Origin of the sequence: Rheinheimera tilapiae (assembly GCF_042432165.1) — a bacterium.
GTDB lineage: Bacteria > Pseudomonadota > Gammaproteobacteria > Enterobacterales > Alteromonadaceae > Pararheinheimera > Pararheinheimera tilapiae.
On the sequence record NZ_JBHLXP010000004.1, the window covers coordinates 13228 to 30121 of the forward strand.

A 16894-nucleotide genomic window follows, 5' to 3' on the forward strand; every position below is an offset into this window, starting at 1 on the left:
TCAAGACATGACGTCCCAAGGCGGTAATTCTCCGCTAAAGCGTTTTACGAGAAAGTCGACCAGTAACCGCAGCGCCAGCGATTGATGTTGCCTGGAAAGATATACGGCATAAATTCCAAAGTGTTCCGGCGTTTCTGCCGGCAGTAACTTGACCAACCGGCCAGAACTTAGGTCATCACCGATATAATAGGTCGGCAACATGCCAATGCCACCGCCACTTAATACTGCCCGACGTAAAATGGCAGTTTCATTGGTATGAAAACTCCATTCCACAGGCACTTCCAGCACTTCTTGACTGCGCTGAAACCGATAGCTGGCGCCAGTGCCAAATGCATGTGAAATGCAGCGATGAGCACTGAGATCTGTGATCTGCAGTGGCTGACCGTATTGGGCAATATAGGCTGGTGATGCACAAAGCACGGAGCGGCACACGGCCAATGGCCGCGCGATTAGACTCGGAGCGAGCTGGTTGGTAATGCGCACGGCCAGGTCTATCCGATCGGTGACTAAATCCGTAGTTTTATCCGCCACCGATAATGCAATTTCAACCTGTGGATACTGCTGCTGAAAGGCGATCAGTGCCGGCGTTAGCTGGGTTTCCGCAAAGGAACCCGCACTGGTGATGCGCAACAAGCCTGCCGGTTCACGCGAACGTTCTGCGGCCAGATGTTGTGCATCAGCTGCCAATTCCAACAGCTGCCGGCACGCAGGCATAGCCGCGAACCCTGCATCGGTCAGCGTCACTTTACGGGTGGTTCGATGCAATAACCGGGCGTCAAACCAGGTTTCCATTGCCACTAAATAGCGGCTTACCATGGCTGTCGACATCTCTAAATGCTCGGCAGCAGCGGTCAGACTCTGGCGATCAGCGACTTCAACAAACACCTGAGTGGCGGTAAGACGGTCCATTCAATCGATCCATGCAATAATCATTCAACTGAAGAGAACTTTATCAATTAATTCGGCGCAATTAAAGTAACACCCGACCCTAACCACCGCGGAGAGCCGTATGAATTTTTCGAAATCTTTTACCAAATTTGCATTGTTTACCCCCTTAGTATTTAGTGCTGCAACCATTGCTGCAACGAGCAACGCAACAAATCCGCCATTACAACTGCAGGTGTATAACGCATCAGCTCATAGCTTTCATGTGAATGCGACTTTGGTGACTGGCACTACCGAAGCCGTCGTGATTGATAGCGGATTTAGCCAAGCCGATGCGCTGCGCATTGCCGCAAATGTATTAGATAGTGGTAAAAACCTGAAGGCGATTTTGATTAGTAATGCTGATCCGGATTTCTACTTCGGTGCTGCGGCATTAAAGCAGAAATTTCCGCAGGCTAAGTTAGTGACCACGGCCGCTGTGCGTGAAAAAATTAAAGGTAAAATGGCTGCCAAATTAGCCTTCTGGTCTCCGAAATTGGGCGCCAATGCCCCAGCGACCGTGTTATTGCCGGAGTTACTGGACAACAATCAATTAAGCGTCGATGGACAAGTCATTGAAGTCCGCGGCACCAGTGGTGTGCTGGCGCATCGTCCCTATACCTATATTCCTTCAATCCGCACTGTACTGGGGAATATTGCCGTATTTGGTCAACTTCATGTCTGGACTGCAGATATCCAAACCGCAACAGAGCGGGCTGCTTGGTTGGCACAACTGGACGAGTTATCTGCGCTAAAACCACAGCGGGTGATCCCCGGACATATGCTGCCTGGCACTCCTGAAGATATTTCCACCATCAGCTATACCCGTGATTACTTGCAGCGTTTTGAGCAAGAAGCGGCTCACGCAGCAAATAGCGCAGCACTGATCAAGGCGATGCAGCAAGCCTACCCGCAGGCTGGACTCGGCATTGCTTTAGAGATTGGCGCCAAAGTGAAAAAAGGCGAAATGCATTGGTGATCAACAAATAAACCTTTACCTGGCATGGCAGACGTCAGTCATTCGCGCTCTGTCTTTGCGGTTTTTTTATTGAAAGCCTTGTGCAACCCATCAGCATTTGGCGAGGACAAGACGATGTTGCATTACATATATGACCCACTGTGTGGCTGGTGTTATGGCGCCGCGCCACTGATAGAAGTTGCAGCACAATTTTCGGCCATCAGGCTACATGCCGGCGGTATGATGACAGGTAGCAGACGACAACAAGTGACCCCAGAATTGCGCCAATTTGTGCAACCGCATGATCTGCGCATTGCGAAATTAACCGGACAGCCATTTAGTACCGCTTACACCGATGGCTTATTGACTGACTATAGCGCGGTGTTTGACTCTGCACCGCCCATTGCCGCGATTCTAGCCGCCGAGCAACTCGCCGGCAAAGGCTTGGCGATGTTATCGGCGCTGCAGCAGGCACATTATCAGCAAGGTCGCCGGATCGCAGATCAGCAAACACTCAGTGCGCTGGCGAGCGCACTAGCGCTGAAAACCACCGATTTCGACACTTTGTATCTACAGATGTTACAAACTGGCGTGGCAGCACATATCAGCCAAACCAGGCAACTGATGTCACAGCTTCAGGCTCAGAGCTTTCCGAGTATGGGGTTAAGCACAGCACAAGGCATTGTACGACTGGATTTGACACCATGGTTCGGCCAAGCAACCGAATTTGCACACTGGCTGCAGCAACAGTTGAAGCGAAATAGCTTTAATTAGTCAGCTAGCACGCGCAGAAACACAATATAAAGGGCACACTTAGCCAAGAATGTCGCGAACTCAGAGCAACCAGCTTTCGAAGGTTTGGCAAGGGCTCAGCCCCTGCCAAACATCTGCTTAAGCCAGCCCCAAATCCCGAGTCATATTCTCATTGCGTTCGCGATGCACGATGACGTTGTCTTCGATGCGGATACCACCAAATTGGCGGAAAGCATCCACTTTGCGCCAGTTGATGTACTTGCCCTGCTCGGTTGCTTTTAGATCCGCCAGCAGTGAATCGATAAAATACAGGCCGGGTTCGATGGTGAACACCTGACGCGGTTCGATCAAACGGGTGCAGCGCAGGAAGGGGTGATCTTCCGGTGCCGCTACATGGGTGCCGCGTTCGTCCGCCATAAAACCACCGACGTCGTGTACCTGCAGGCCCAGATGATGGCCGATGCCGTGCGGGTAAAACGTCCGGCTGAGGCCGCTTTCGACGATGGCTTGTGGCGATAACTGTACGAAATCAAAGTCTGCCAGCACCTGCGCGATCAGTTCATGCGATTTTAAATGCACTTCGGTGTATTTGATGCCGGGTTTTAAAGTATCCACTAAAGCCAGCTGTACCGCATTTATACTGTGGATCAGCGCCTGGAATTCATCATCCCGCGCGCTGTAGGTGCGGGTAATATCGGCCGCATAACCGTGAAAAGACGCGCCGGCATCGATTAAAAACGAGTGATGCTGCGCCGGTTTTTGCCGCGACAACACGGTGTAATGCAGAATCGCAGCGTTTTCATTCAGCGCAATAATGTTGCCGTACGGCACTTCATTCTCGCCCTGCTGCACGGCAGCCAGATAAGCCAGCTGAATATCAAATTCACTGCCACCATTGCGAAAACATGCTTCAGCAGCGCGATGGCCTTCGACTGCAATCCGATTAGCTTCGCGCATGCAAGCCAGTTCGTAATCGGTTTTGTAGCCACGGAAATAATGCAGATAACTCAGCACGCCTTCCGGATTAAGCTGACTAAATCCCAACGCGCGCGCCAGCTCCAATTGCTCACCGAGATAAGCCACATTGGCTTTATCGTACGGCAGCAGACTTTCCACTTTGGTCGGTTTATCAATCAGCTGAATATCAAAAAACCCAGACCAGAAGTCATTCGGCGCATCCGGCACTTTGTGCCAGAAATCGACCGGCAGATAAAACACCAGTTTGGGTTTATTGACGCCATCAACAATCAGCCAGCAATGCGGATTGTCGACAACCGGTAACCAGGCTTTGAATAACGGATTGGCCTTAAACGGATAATCCATATCATCAAGGAACTGGCGCTTGGCCTGACCTGAGTGGATCACCAGGGCATCCAGACTCTCACGCGCCAGGACGGCCTTAGTGCGTTGTTGCAGTTCAAACAAATGGGCGGCGTATAGAGCCTGATATGCTGGGCGCATCGGTATGTCCTGTTCGTTTTTTGCAATAGATTAACATAAAATCAGCAAACGTCAGACCGGTAGCAATCAGCCGGTCTGCCCGACTTTCATTGTTGCCAGCGGCGCAAATACATCCTGTTCCTGATTCATCCGGATATTATAAATCTGGTAATAGGCCAATACCGCTTTGACGTATTCACGGGTTTCTTTAAACGGAATCGTTTCAATCCAGACATCCAGTTCCATCTGACGATGTTTTGGGATCCAGCGCTGGACGTTACTAAAACCAGCGTTGTAACTGGCCGTCGCAAACACCAGATTATTATCGTTGGCACGCAACAAATACCGCAGATAGTCAGTGCCCATATCAATATTGGTATTAGGGTTATACAGCGCTTCTGCTTTGACATTGCGGCCGGCGATATGCTTGGCCGTGCGCGGCATGATTTGCATCAGACCTTGCGCACCGACCGGCGATTTTGCCGTTGGAATAAAGGAACTTTCACGTCGGGTGATCGCCATCGCCCAAGCTGGATCAACTTGCGCCGCTTTCGAGTGTTTTTGAATTTCTTTGTTGTAAACCATCGGGAAACGCATTTCGACATCATCCCAGTAACCAGCGTCGGCCAGTGCAAAAATCGCTCTGTCATACCAGCCATTGTCATAGGCCAGTTTGGCGGCACTCAGTTGCTGCTGTGGCGTGCCGTATTTTTGCAGGAAGGTCAGCTCGCGTTTGGCGGCATTCGGCCGGCCCAGCAGCTCCCACTCGCGCATCCGTTGCATGCTGTCACTTTTGCGAAACGCCTGATACTGCTCTTTGGTCACCGGTACTGGTTTGTGCGCCAGACTTGGCGGTAAGCCCAGTTTCGCTGCGGCCATAAAACCATAATAACCGCGGGTTGCAGCCAGTGCGGTCAGCATCTGCTTGCTTTGTTCAGTCTTGCCGCTTTGTTCATAGGCCCGCGCCAACCAATACTGCCAGCTGTCATCTTTGCGGGTTTCTTCCGGTAACTCGTTTAACACTTCAATGACTCGCTGCCATTGTTGCTGGCGCAAGTACCAGGTGATCTGCCATTGCAGGAACAAATCGTCTTTCAGTTCCACCGGCACCATCGCCAGGAATTTGGCCGCACGGCTGTCATCTTTACTGGCCAGGGCGATAGCAAAATTACGGGCTACATCGATACGTTGTGCCTTAGTGAAATGCGGGTCCATTTCGTACCGCGCCCAGACGGCCAGCGCTTGATCCGGTTTTTTCCATACCAGCTTTTTCAGGCCAAAGGTCAGGATCTCGCGCTCCCACGGATGTTTCAGCGGCAAAAACTTCTGCCGGCTGACCAGTGCAGGCTCTTCCAGCACTTGTTTCCATTTATCGCCGAGATATTGCAGTTTGGCCGGCAGCAGAGTTCGCAGGTACGGAATAATACGGTCATCGCCACCGTCTGCCGCTTTGACCAGTCGCGCCCATACTACTTCTGGCGTACGTTGACCGGCTTTTTGCCAGCGTTTAAACAACGGGTCACATTCTTTTGGTAACGATTCGCCATCCAGCCACAGATGTGTCACATCAGGCCACACCGACGCCGGTGATTCATTTAACAGCCGTAGTTGCAGCGCAGCACAATCCAGCACTGTATCTGTGCCCATCTGGTAGTGTTTCAGAAACGGCTGCGTCAGCTGCACGCCGGCCAGATATAACAACCAGCGTTTTTTCAGCGGCCATTCCAGCGGAGTGCCCTGATGTTGCTGCAGAAATTTTTGTACCGCCGCGGTATCACTGAGCGTGCGGCTGATATATTCCAGTTCGATATAAGGTTTCAGTGGATAGGCATGTAAATCGCGCAGCATTTTCTCCGCCTGCGACAGCGGTACTTTGTGAATTTTTTTCTCTGCCTGCAGAAAACGTTCGCGCAATACGGTATCTGACGGCGCGGCCAGTGCGGGTAAAAGCAAACCACCACACCATAACGCCAACACAGCAAACCCGGACTTCAATTGCCCCATGTTTCGAAAATCCACCTATAGTTAGTTGGTTGTCGCTGGCTGATTCAAACGCTTGTTTAAATAACGGTTGAATTTTTTCCTGAACCGCGACACACTGCTTGCGCACAAGACTCATCTGACCTGTTGCGACGATCCCAAAAGTATCTGTCACCTACGCGACGAAGGAGAACATCCATGATCTACCAGAGTTCCAGCATTACCGTGCAATACATTGCCGACGGTATTGCCGAGTTTACCTTTAACGCGGCCGGCTCGGTCAATAAATTCGACCAGCAGACGCTGGCGGACTGCCGCGCGGCCCTCGACATCCTCTACAAAGACAGCGCATTAAAAGGCCTGATTTACACCAGCGGCAAAGACGCCTTTATTGTCGGCGCTGATATCACTGAATTCCTTGGCACCTTCCAACAAGCAGAAGAACAACTGGTGCCATGGATTAAACAAGCGTCAGACGTGTTTGACCTGGCCGAAGATTTGCCGGTACCAACGGTCTGCGCTATCAAAGGCTTTGCACTGGGTGGCGGTTGTGAGTGGACTTTAACTGCTGACTACCGCGTCGCTGACACTACCACCAAAATCGGTCTGCCGGAAGTGAAGCTTGGCCTGATGCCAGGCTTTGGCGGTACTGCCCGTCTGCCACGCATCGTCGGTGCTGACACGGCGATGGAGTGGATCACCACGGGTAAAGAGCGTGGCGCAGAGCAAGCGTTAAAAGAAGGCGCTGTTGACGCAGTCGTTGCGCCGGACAAATTAACAGCAGCTGCATTGTCGATGGTACAAGACGCTATCGCCGGCAACCTGAACTGGCGCAAGAAACGTCAGGCCAAACTCGAGCCGCTGAAACTGAATAAAACTGAAGCCATCATGAGCTTCAGCACCGCCAAAGGTATGGTATTTGCCCAAGCCGGCAAACATTACCCGGCACCGATGATGGCAGTGGAAACCATTGAGAAAGCCGCCCGCCTCGACCGCGCTGGCGCTGTTGCGCTGGAAAATGCCGGTTTTGCCAAGTTGGCGAAAACTACAGCAGCCACCGCGCAAATTGGTTTGTTCCTGAACGACCAGCTGATCAAAGCCAAAGCCAAGCAAGCCGGTAAACAAGCGACCAAAATCATCAAAAAAGCTGCAGTGCTGGGTGCCGGTATCATGGGTGGCGGCATTTGTTATCAAAGCGCCTCCAAAGGCGTGCCAGTCGTGATGAAAGATATCAACGACAAGGCGTTGGAACTGGGTATGGGCGAAGCCATTAAGCTGCTCGGAAAACAAGTTGAGCGCAAAAAGCTCGACGCTGCCGGTATGGCCAAAGTGGTGGCATCAATTCAGCCGACCTTGTCGCTGGAACCAGTGAAAACTGTGGATATCGTGGTTGAAGCTGTCGTAGAAAACCCGAAAATCAAAGGCGCAGTGTTGAAGGAAATTGAAACTGTGGTAGCCGCTGATGCGATTATCACGTCGAACACCTCCACCATTTCGATTAACTTACTGGCTGCCAACCTGACCGACCCAAGCCGGTTCTGTGGCATGCACTTCTTTAACCCGGTGCACCAGATGCCACTGGTCGAAGTCATTCGTGGCAAAGATACCTCGGATGCGACAGTCGCAGCCGTAGTCGCATACGCGGCCAAAATGGGTAAATCACCGATTGTCGTCAACGACTGCCCTGGCTTCTACGTCAACCGCGTGTTGTTCCCGTATTTCGCTGGTTTCTCAAAATTACTGCTCGATGGCGCCAGCTTCGCGCAAATCGACAAAGTGATGGAAAAACAATTCGGCTGGCCAATGGGCCCGGCGTACTTACTGGACGTGGTGGGCCTCGATACCGCACATCATTGTACTGACGTGATGGCAGACGGCTTCCCAACCCGGATGGCTAAACTTGAAAATGACCCGGTCAGCGTGATGTATGCCGCCAACCGCTATGGTCAGAAAAATGGCCTCGGTTTCTATGCATACAGCAAAGACGCCAAAGGCAAACCGAAAAAAGACCTGGATCCGGCCGCAACTGCCCTGCTGGCTAACGTCGCTGCTGCGCCGCGTGAATTCAGTGCCGATGAAATCATTGCCCGTACGATGATCCCAATGATTAACGAAGCGATCCGTTGTCTGGAAGAAGGCATTGTCGCCACCGCAGCTGAAGCCGATATGGGCCTGATTTATGGCTTAGGTTTCCCTCCGTTCCGCGGCGGTCCGTTGCGTTATGCCGATACGATGGGCCTCGCCAACTTCGTGGCACTGGCTGACCAATACGCCGACCTGGGTGAGATTTATCAGGTCACAGACAAAACCCGCGCCATGGCCTTGAGCGGCCAGGTGTTTTATCCGGTTTAATGGCGGAGAAATTGAAAATGAAACAAGCCGTTATTGTTGATTGTATCCGTACGCCGATGGGCCGCTCTAAGGCCGGTATTTTCCGTAACGTACGGGCGGAAGAACTGTCTGCTTATGTGATGCGCGGCATTCTGGAACGCAATCCGGGCCTGGCGCCGGAAGAAATTGACGACGTGATCTGGGGTTGTGTGCAGCAAACGCTGGAACAGGGTTTTAACGTCGCGCGTAACGCTGCGTTATTGGCCGGTATTCCGCATTCTGTACCAGCTGTCACTGTCAACCGGCTGTGTGGCTCATCAATGCAGGCGCTGCATGATGCCGTCCGCTCGATTCAGTGTGGCATGGGCGAAGTGTATTTAATCGGTGGTGTGGAGCATATGGGCCACGTACCGATGACCCACGGCGTTGATTTCCACCCGGGTCTGGGTGTGTCTGTCGCTAAAGCGGCCGGCATGATGGGCCTGACAGCTGAGCTCTTGGGTAAAATGCACGGCATCAGCCGCCAGCAGCAAGACGAGTTTGGTGCCCGCTCGCATCGTCTGGCGCAAGAAGCCACAGTACAAGGCCGTTTTAAAGCCGAAATTCTGCCAGCCTTAGGCCATGATGCCGACGGCGTGCTGAAGCTGTTTGATTATGACGAAGTGATCCGGCCGGAAACGACAGTCGAAAGCCTGGCCGCGCTGCGTCCGGTATTTGACCCGGCCAACGGCACTGTCACTGCAGGTACATCTTCAGCGCTGTCTGATGGTGCTTCTGCCATGCTGGTGATGAGCGAAGACAAAGCCAAAGCTTTAGGCCTGAAAATCCGCGCCCGCGTCATTGGCATGGGTGTGGCCGGTTGTGACCCGTCGATCATGGGTTATGGCCCGGTGCCGGCGTCGAAAAAAGCGTTAAAAGCGGCCGGTCTCGACATCAGCCAAATCGACTTCTTTGAGCTGAACGAAGCTTTTGCTGCACAGGCACTGCCGGTGATGAAAGACTTAGGCTTGCTGGAAGTGATGGATACTAAAGTGAACCTCAATGGCGGTGCTATTGCGCTCGGTCACCCGCTGGGTTGCTCCGGTTCACGCATTTCCACCACGCTGATTAACGTGCTGGAAAGCAAAGATGCCCGTTACGGCCTGGCGACCATGTGTATTGGTCTGGGTCAGGGTATCGCCACTGTGTTTGAACGCGTCGAATAACCCAATTTTGACCGGATGACAAAGGCAGCTCAGGCTGCCTTTGCTTTTTAGCAGGCCGATATTTGAAATCGGTCGCACGCATCGTTACGATAACGCCTTTAGACTTTGACCGGAGTTTTGCTGATGTCCCCTGCTGCTGATGTGTTTTCCAATGCTGACCAGCAACTTGATGCTTTGGGTTTACGTTGCCCGGAACCTGTGATGATGACCCGGCTGACTATCCGCAAAATGCAAACCGGTGAGACCTTACTGATCATTGCTGATGATCCGGCCACGACCCGCGATATTCCGGCTTTTTGCCGCTTTATGGACCATGAATTACTCGCCAGCGATACCAGTTCGCTGCCATATCGCTATCTGCTGAAAAAAAACACAGCCTGACATTGTGTTTTACCGCTGCTTTCCTCAATACTGGGGACATTCACAGCGGAAGGAAACTGCTTAGTGCCCATCTCCCGCGCCAGCCTGGCCGAAGCGTTGTCGGTTGAACAAAATCGTCGCCGCTACATATTGCTGTTCGTCAGCTACATCACCTCCGCCATTATGCTGGTGCTGGGTTTGCGTCACTTGTTGAGTGAAGATTATCTGCTGCAGTTTATTTTGTTTGGTTGTGCTTTCAGTTTTTTACTGAATGCCGCCTGGTTTCACGCCAGCCAGCAGCTTGAAACTGCCTGTTTGGTTGAAGGGGTGCTGGTCGCCGCTTTTGTCACGGGGCTGGTGGTGCATGGCGGCTTCGAAAGTACCGCCTTGTATTGGGTATTTCCATTTCCGCCGATTTTATATGGTTTGCTCGGCCGCAAACGCGGCACTTGGCTGAATCTGGCGTTGTTGCTGACTTTGGCGGTGGTGTTGTATGGGCCTGATCTGGGACAAGCGCAATACCGCGCTGCCGAAAGCAGCCGGTTTCTGGCGTCTTTACTGACGCTGATCCTGGCCTGTGGCATCAATGAACACTTCCGTGAACGTAGCCATCACAGCATGGATTTGTTGCAGCGCAGCAAAGACAACCAAGCCAATACTGATGCGCTGACCGGTCTCGCCAACCGGCGTTTTCTTGATCAGAGCATGCCACATTATTTGCAGCAACAACCCGAGTTGCTGCTGCCGATGGCGTTGATCCTGGTCGACCTCGACCACTTTAAACATATCAATGACAGCTTCGGCCATGCCGAAGGTGACAAAGTGTTGCAACAGATCGCCCGGCTGTTTCGCAGTAAATTGCGCCAGCCCGATATCGCCTGCCGTTATGGTGGTGAAGAATTCCTGCTGCTGTTACCGCACACTCAGCTGAGTGACGCGACCCGCGTCGCCGAAAAAATCCGCCAAAGCGTTGCCCAGCAACGTTTTTTGCCGCAACACCCGGAACTGGTGATCACCTGCAGTTTTGGTGTGGCCGTGCTCAGTGGCAGTGACGACTTTGACGAAGCGCTGCGCCAGGCCGACCAACTGATGTATCAGGCGAAGGCCGATGGTCGCAATCTGGTGCGAAGCTGAGCATTGCTGATCCGCTGAAATTTCTGCAAAAAATCCCGCTATAACTACTTGCGTCTGACGTTACGTCAGGCTGCAGACTGCCCGCCGTAAACAGGAGTCGGTTATGTCAACTTACAGCATCAGTCAGCTTGCCGCCCTTGCTGGCGTCAGCGTCCGCACCTTGCATCACTATGATGCTATCGGACTGCTGCAACCAGCCGGACGCAGCAGTGGTGGCTATCGGCTGTACAACGAGCAACAGGTGCTGCAATTGCAGCAAATTCTGATGTTTCGCGAGCTGGAATATCCGCTGGCGCAAATCCAGCAGATCATGCAAACACCGGACTATGACCTGACCCACTGTTTACGCCAACAACAGCAGCTGCTGGCCGGGCGGATCGCACATCTGCAACGGCTGCAAAGCATGCTGGATTTTACTATCCAACAGCAGGAGTCTTCATCGATGACCACATCATCGCAGCTATTTAATCAGTTCAGTCAGGCGACATTGCGCGAAGAAGCAGCACAGCGCTGGGGCGAAGCCGAGATCCGCCACAGCGAGCAGCAACTGGCGCAGTTAAGCGCGGAACAACAGCAACAGCTGGCGCACGAAGGTGAACAAATCGCCCGGGGCTTAGCACAATGTCTGCATTTACCGGCCGATGCCGCCGAAGTACAGCTATGGGCCGTGCGCCAGCATCAGTGGCTGCAACAGTACGGGGCATGTCCGTTGCAGCGTCTGGTGATGCTCGGTGATTTATACGTCAGCGATGCACGCTTTCAGGCTTATTACGACAGGTTTGGCGCCGGTACTGCGGTGTTGCTGCGTGACGCGCTGCACTGGTATGCCGCCAGTCAGTCGGCGCCGTGATGCACGCACAAAGCAGGGCCAGTCTGGCCGACTGACCGACTGACCCTGTTTTTTTAACGAAGCGGTGACGCATTGGCGGCGCCGCGGAATACCGCATTGATATACAACAAGTGCATGCCATCGACATAAGCGCGGAAATTGGGCTCCTGCGTAAAGGCGATAATTTGACCACGCCCCAGTTCCTGCACCATCACCACGGCTTTTTGCGCTATTTGCAGCCGGTTTTCATCCCAAACAAAGCCACCCGCCAGCACTTTGTCGGCACTATCAAAAGTCACGACGTTGCGACCCTGGTCGATCGACAGCGGTGTATAAATCTGATTGCCGACATAAATGGTTTTGACCTGTGGCGGCACCGCAGCGGTCAGCCAGTGGTTTTGGTCCACGCGGGCATTGGCCATAAAGCCCGGCACCCAATCCGGATCAGCCTGCCAGGGTTCTAGTAACTTCTGATAATCCGATTCTGCTTTTAATAAAGTGCCGGGCACCTGCGTCTTGTCCTGCGGTTTTTTCCGCTCGCTGGTCTTAAATTCCTGTTTGCTGGCCAACAACGGCTCTTTGCCCTGTAACAACCATTCATTGGCATTACCAAGCGCTATCAGCACGCCGCCGCGCTGCACAAACTGCCGCAGCAATTGCTGACCGCGTTCACCCAATGCGTTCTGGTAGCCCGTCCGCGATGAAGGGAGGATCAGCACGTCATACCCTTGTAACGCAGATTGCAGCATTTGCGCTGGCCGCATGGCCGTGACCGGATAACCGATAAATCGTTCCAGCACAAAGCGGGCGCTACCGGCGCTGAGTGGGTCCGTGGGCTCATCCCAAGCCATGGCGATATTCACTTTGGGGATCAGTTTCACCTGTCCTGAGCCAAAGTTCGGCCCATCTAACACCCAACTGTTGCTTATCCCTTCAACCTGAGCACCAGACCGTCCAGCCAGCTCACCAATCTTTTCTGCCAGACCCGGGTTATCCGCCTTGCTCAAAATCAAAGTACCAGCCGGATACTGTTTGCCGTTCTGATGGGTGAACGCCACGTCCGCACTTTTAACTTTGAATCCCTGCTGCAAGGCAGCACTCATCAACCGCGCGGCAGCCATATCTCCCCACGGCACCAGATAACCGTAAGCAGCATCGGTCTGACTGACCTGCCCCGGGATGAGAGTCTCAGGCCCAACCGCGGCAGCGCTGACTTCGACCGCACTGCTGCAACGGTTCACCGTCAGGTTATACATCTGCGGTAACGACCAGGCTGTCACGTCGTAAATTTGATCTGGCAGATTGTTGGCGCGACGCTCTTCCTGCTGTTTGATAAACTTCGCATCCATCGGTACTGAATCATCCAGCACAGCGCGGATCAGCTGATATGTCGGCTGGGCGGTATTCACCAGATAGGCTCCAGCCTGATAAGACTGGCCACAGGCGCGGAAATCTTCCTGCGCCTGCTCCACCCGGATACCGTGTTGCGTTAACACGCCCATCAGCTTCTGATGACCGGCTTTATCGCGACTGACCGGGAAAATATAACTACCGATGCCGTCTTTATTGCCTTGTTTCAGCGCTTGCTGCCGGTACTGATAAAAACGCTGCAGCAGTTCTTTGCGCTTAGTGGCTGCGGTTTCAAGGGTGGCGGTATACGCAATAAAGTTACGCTGCACCCCGTCGGCAAAAGTGACCACGGAGCCATCCTGTTTGCGATAGGCATGACCGCGGGCAGATCCCATCTCGTAGGTCATCGCAATGCTGCCGTGATACAGCGGCCAGCTGGCACCGTAACCCGGAAAAAACGCATCAAAGATTTCGCGGGTAAAATAGTCGTAGCCAAGCTCATCAAACTTTTTCGCATTGTTCTGACCGAACCACTGCAGCGTGTCACGTTGTGACGCCAGAATAAACGGATTGTACGGCTCTGCTTCCGGGCTGAAATAATAACTCTGGTCGCCGCCCATCTCGTGCGAATCCACATAGACCAACGGGAACATCTGCTGCAAACGTTTCACCCGCTGTTGAATTTCTGGCTGGGTCAGTGCGAGCCAGTCCCGGTTCATATCAAACAGATAGTGATTGGTGCGGCCATTTGGCCAGGGTTCGTTATGCTCGGCCGAAAAACGGTCGGCTGAATGCACCAGCCCGGCAGTGGCGTAATAACGGCTGACAAATCGATGATGGCCGTCTGGATTTTGCAGCGGCTCGATATACACCAGGGTGTTATCGAGAATGTGTGCGGCTTTGCCACTTTGTTCGGCGAGCAGGAAATACGCCAGCGCCATGGCAGCGTCAACCGGGCTGATTTCATTGCCATGCAAAGTACTGGACACCCAGACGCTGGATGGCAGGTTCTGCAGCAACTGTTCGGCAGACTGATTTGTCAGCGTCCGTGGGTCAGCCAGCCGCCGCATATCGGTTTCGATTTGATCTAAGGCACTCAGATGCGCCGGCTTGCCAATCACCACATAAAACAGCGGCCGGCCCTGAGCACTTTTGCCATATTGCACCAATTTCAGCCGGTCCGGCGCGGCCTGCTGCAGCTGGCGGAAATAGTCCAGTACCGCCGCAGGTTCGGTGATCCGGCTGCCCAGCGCATAGCCCAACGCCTGTTCCACCGTCGGCACCGCTGTGTTGTATTGACTGCCAGGGAAATATGGCAAAGCGGGTGTAGTATCACTGGCCAGCGCCAGTCCGGTGAACAATTGGCCCGTGAATAGGCATAAAGCAGGCAGGATCCGTCGCATCAAATTTGGCTCTTTTTGCTGAGAAAAGATCAAACTAAAGTGTCCCGGTAACAGCGGCAAGCCTTGTACAAAGTTTATGCGACCAGCCGGCGCTTTGCTGCGATTGAACTGCCGGCAATACAGCTAAAAAAATCCCCGCAGTGCGCGGGGATTTTTCAAATCGGAAGGTCGTTATTGCAGCACAGCAATATCTGCGACTTGCAGGAACAGCGCACGAAGCTGCGCCAACAGTGCCTGGCGGTTTACCCGCACTTTGGCATCATCGGCATTGACCATCACCTGGTCAAAGAACTGATCGACCACGTCACGCAGTTGCGCCAGATGCGCCAGGCCTTCGCTGTAGCTATTCAGACTTTGCTGATAAGCCTGCTCAGCCACAATAGCGCTGTGCAGTGCTTTTTCCGCAGCTTCGCTTAATAAAGCTGTATCCACAGTGGCAGGAATGTCTTCGGTCACTTTGGCCAGAATATTGGCAACCCGCTTGTTCGCCGCGGCCAGAGCCAGCGCGGCGTCCAGTTTACGGAACTCTGCAACGGCTTTCACACGACGATCAAAATCAGCTGGATTAGTCGGCCGGCGAGCTAACACTGCCTGGATCACGTCGATGCCATAGCCTTCGCCTTCATACCAGGCGCGGAACCGGCCTAACATGAAGTCCAGCACTTCGTCTGCCACTTGGGCATTGGAAAGCTTGTCGCCAAAGGTGGTTTGGGCAAAACCAATCACGTCGAGCAAATCCAGCGGCAGCTGTTTCTCTACCATGATGCGCAGCGCGCCAATGGCGGCACGGCGCAGCGCAAATGGGTCTTTGTCACCCTTTGGCGCCTGACCGATCCCAAAGATGCCGACCAGCGAATCCAGTTTGTCCGCAATCGCCACCGCACAGCTGACCAACTGACCTGGTAATGCATCACCGGCAAAGCGCGGCATGTATTGCTCGTTCAGCGCTAGCGCGACCGCTTCGGCTTCGCCGTCGATGCGCGCATAGTGCATGCCCATAATGCCCTGGGTTTCCGGGAATTCACCGACCATGTTGCTCATCAGGTCGGTTTTAGACAGCAAACCGGCGCGTTTAGCGTGGTCGACATCAGCACCAATTTTGCCAGCGATGTACCCTGCCAGTTCGCTGATACGTTGTGATTTCTCCAGCAGTGTGCCGAGCTTTTGCTGGAACAACACAGTGCCCAGACTTTCCAGCCGGTCTGCCAGTTTGGTCTTTTTATCGACACCAAAGAAGAACTGCGCGTCGGTTAAACGTGGCCGCACCACTTTTTCATTACCCGAAATGATTTGTTGCGGGTCTTTGCTGGCGATGTTGGCGACAAAAATGAATTTATTCAAAAGCTTGCCGGCTGTATCTTTCAGCGGGAAGTACTTCTGGTTGTCTTTCATCGTCGACATCAACGGCTCTGGTGGCACTTCCAAGAAACGTTCTTCAAAAGAACCCACCAGTACCACCGGCCATTCAACCAACGAGGACACTTCTTCCAGCAAGGCTTCGTCCATCTGGGCGATACCGTTTAAGCTGGCGGCGGTCTTCTCAACTTCGGCTTTAATGAAAGTTTTGCGCTTGTCGTAATCGGCCACGACATAAGCCTGCTCCAGTGTGCTTAAGTAAGCATCTGCATTGGCAATTTCGACTTTGGCTGGCGCATGGAAACGGTGGCCATGAGTGACGCGACCAGAGGTTTTACCCAGAATAGTCGCAGGCACGATATCGTTGCCGTACAGCATGATGATAGTGTGAACTGGACGGATGAACTCAGCGTCATTGGCACCCCAGCGCATCGGCTTGGCGATCGGCAGTTTAGCCAGTGCTGTGGCCACTACTTGTTCCAGCAGCGCGACAGTCGCGATACCCGTAACTTTGGCTTTGTGAATCAGCCAGGCGCCTTTGTCCGTTTCTAAACGTTCGGCTTCTGCCACAGTGATGCCATTCGAAGCAGCCCAGGCTTGCGCCGCTTTGGTTGGCTCGCCATTGGCATCAAAAGCACCAGCCAGCGCCGGACCACGTTTTTCGACGATTTTATCGGTTTGCTGCGCAGCCAGTGCATTGACCCGTACGGCCAGACGACGTGGTGCGGCATACCATTGGCTGTCGGCAAAGCCCAGACCCAGTTTGGTCAGTTCATCCACGATGTTTTGCTGCAACGCCGTTGCTAAGGTTTTTAACGACTTCGGTGGCAGCTCTTCGGTGCCAATCTCGACAAAAAAATCTTGTGCCACG

12 protein-coding genes are annotated in these 16894 nt (G+C 53.3%); 7 read left to right on the plus strand and 5 right to left on the minus strand.

Annotation, left to right across the window (positions count from 1 at the left end):
* Complete coding sequence (locus tag ACFFJP_RS15005) at window positions 1-909, minus strand: LysR family transcriptional regulator (protein WP_377245787.1); 909 nt, start codon at window positions 907-909, stop codon at window positions 1-3.
* Between the two features lie 100 nt (window positions 910-1009).
* Between ACFFJP_RS15005 and ACFFJP_RS15010 the strand changes: the two genes are divergently transcribed.
* A complete protein-coding gene (locus ACFFJP_RS15010) occupies window positions 1010-1903 on the plus strand; it encodes an MBL fold metallo-hydrolase (protein WP_377245790.1) in 894 nt (297 codons plus the stop codon).
* Window positions 1904-2017: 114 nt separating this feature from the next.
* Complete coding sequence (locus ACFFJP_RS15015; protein ID WP_377245793.1) at window positions 2018-2656, plus strand: DsbA family protein; 639 nt, start codon at window positions 2018-2020, stop codon at window positions 2654-2656.
* Between the two features lie 117 nt (window positions 2657-2773).
* On the opposite strand, the gene pepQ is transcribed toward ACFFJP_RS15015, so the two are convergent.
* On the minus strand, window positions 2774-4096 hold the full coding sequence (pepQ, locus tag ACFFJP_RS15020) for a Xaa-Pro dipeptidase (protein WP_377245796.1): 1323 nt from the start codon (window positions 4094-4096) through the stop codon (window positions 2774-2776).
* Between the two features lie 66 nt (window positions 4097-4162).
* Window positions 4163-6079 carry a transglycosylase SLT domain-containing protein gene (locus ACFFJP_RS15025; RefSeq protein ID WP_377245799.1) on the minus strand — a complete coding sequence of 639 codons (1917 nt, stop codon included), beginning with the start codon at window positions 6077-6079 and terminating at the stop codon, window positions 4163-4165.
* A gap of 174 nt (window positions 6080-6253) precedes the next feature.
* On the opposite strand from ACFFJP_RS15025, the gene fadB reads away from it, so the two are divergent.
* The 5 genes from fadB (at window position 6254) to ACFFJP_RS15050 (ending at window position 11935) form a co-directional block, all read left to right on the plus strand.
* On the plus strand, window positions 6254-8407 hold the full coding sequence (gene fadB, locus ACFFJP_RS15030) for a fatty acid oxidation complex subunit alpha FadB (RefSeq protein ID WP_377245802.1): 2154 nt from the start codon (window positions 6254-6256) through the stop codon (window positions 8405-8407).
* 17 nt (window positions 8408-8424) lie between these two features.
* Complete coding sequence (gene fadA, locus ACFFJP_RS15035) at window positions 8425-9591, plus strand: acetyl-CoA C-acyltransferase FadA (protein WP_208932514.1); 1167 nt, start codon at window positions 8425-8427, stop codon at window positions 9589-9591.
* Window positions 9592-9714: 123 nt separating this feature from the next.
* Window positions 9715-9972, plus strand: a complete 258-nt coding sequence (gene tusA, locus ACFFJP_RS15040) for a sulfurtransferase TusA (RefSeq protein ID WP_377245809.1) — start codon at window positions 9715-9717, stop codon at window positions 9970-9972.
* A 63-nt stretch (window positions 9973-10035) separates the two neighbouring features.
* Window positions 10036-11085: a GGDEF domain-containing protein gene (locus ACFFJP_RS15045; protein ID WP_377245812.1), complete on the plus strand. Its 1050-nt coding sequence runs from the start codon at window positions 10036-10038 to the stop codon at window positions 11083-11085.
* Between the two features lie 103 nt (window positions 11086-11188).
* Window positions 11189-11935, plus strand: a complete 747-nt coding sequence (locus ACFFJP_RS15050; RefSeq protein WP_377245815.1) for a MerR family transcriptional regulator — start codon at window positions 11189-11191, stop codon at window positions 11933-11935.
* Between the two features lie 53 nt (window positions 11936-11988).
* Here the strand turns inward: ACFFJP_RS15050 and ACFFJP_RS15055 are convergent, their stop codons facing one another.
* Window positions 11989-14667, minus strand: coding sequence for a M14 family zinc carboxypeptidase (locus tag ACFFJP_RS15055; RefSeq protein ID WP_377245818.1), 2679 nt, complete (start codon window positions 14665-14667; stop codon window positions 11989-11991).
* A gap of 171 nt (window positions 14668-14838) precedes the next feature.
* Window positions 14839-16893 (minus strand): glycine--tRNA ligase subunit beta, encoded by a 2055-nt coding sequence (glyS, locus tag ACFFJP_RS15060; RefSeq protein ID WP_377245821.1) that lies wholly within the window; start codon window positions 16891-16893, stop codon window positions 14839-14841.
* Between the last annotated feature and the right edge of the window lies 1 nt (window position 16894).